This is a genomic window from Synechococcus sp. R55.7 (assembly GCF_047461955.1).
GTDB lineage: Bacteria > Cyanobacteriota > Cyanobacteriia > Thermostichales > Thermostichaceae > Thermostichus.
In genome coordinates, this window is the sequence record NZ_JANSIC010000372.1 from 1 (window position 1) to 1,147 (window position 1,147).

Sequence of the window (1,147 nt, forward strand, 5' to 3'; positions counted from 1 at the left end):
CATTTCGTGAACCCGATTTTGTGGCATGGTGCTAGGTAGCTTTCTGATCAAACTTGAACGGATCCCGCCATGATGCACACTTTTGTCCCGCCCCACCGCTTTTTCCCCTACCTGACCTGGACGGAGATCCAGGCCATGCCCGACAAAGAGAACGTGGTGATCATTCAGCCGGTTGCCTCAATCGAGCAACATGGGCCCCACCTGCCCCTGGTGGTGGATGCCTGCATCGGCACGGCGATCATTGGGCGCGCCATGGAGAAGCTGGAGCCTGAGATCCCGGCCTATGTTTTGCCCACCCAATGTTACGGCAAAGCCAACGAGCATTGGCATTTCCCCGGCACCATTACCCTCTCGGCTCAAACCCTGATGGCGGTGCTGACAGAAGTGGCAGAGAGCATCTACCGAGCTGGGTTTCGCAAGCTGGTGTTCCTCAATTCCCACGGTGGCCAGCCACAGGTCCTGGAGATTGTTGCCCGCGATCTGCACCAGAAGTATGAAGATTTCATGCTGTTTCCGGTGTCGGTCTGGCGCGTTCCCCACGAAGGACGAGAGCTGTTTACCGAGAAAGAACGGGAATTGGGCATTCACGCCGGCGATGGGGAGACCAGTATGCTGATGCACCTTTTGCCGGACACGGTGCGAACCGACCGATTGGTCTGCGAATATCCCCACGATCTGCCGGAAAACAGCCTGCTCAGCATGGAAGGGCGGATCCCTTTCGCTTGGGCAACTCGCGATCTCACCCAGAGCGGAGTTTTGGGCGATGCCACCGCCGCCACGCCGGAGAAAGGCAAAGTTTTGGTGGAGTCCATGTCTGACGGCTGGGTGCGGCTGATCCGAGATCTGCACCGGTTCCAGCAGCCCAAGGCTTGGCGCAAAGCCCCGCTGCTGGTCTAGGGATCCAGGCAAAAGACCTACGGCCTGCTTTGTGAAAGGCTTTCGCCAGAACTGGCCGACCAAGATACGACCTGCTGACGCGATCAGGGCAGCTTTTTGCTGGGCTGCTGCGAACTCTATCTGCCCAATGGGAAAGGGTGATACCTTGGCCCCAGAACACACCCGTTCTGGTGGAAATGGGGTGGATTTGGGCAAAGTTCACCTGGCCACTGCCCATGAGGGTATGGATATCTTCATCGCTAACGGTCAG

General features: G+C 57.8%; 1 protein-coding gene. It reads left to right on the forward strand.

Annotation, left to right across the window (positions count from 1 at the left end):
• Positions 1 to 72 precede the first annotated feature (72 nt).
• A complete protein-coding gene (locus tag NW820_RS12565; protein ID WP_011433035.1) occupies positions 73 to 897 on the forward strand; it encodes a creatininase family protein in 825 nt (274 codons plus the stop codon).
• Positions 898 to 1,147 lie beyond the last annotated feature (250 nt).

What these genes read in the sequence shown, in the direction of transcription:
- NW820_RS12565 (WP_011433035.1), top strand. Translation starts at nt 73, where the DNA reads ATGCACACTTTTGTCCCGCCCCACCGCTTTTTCCCCTACCTGACCTGG.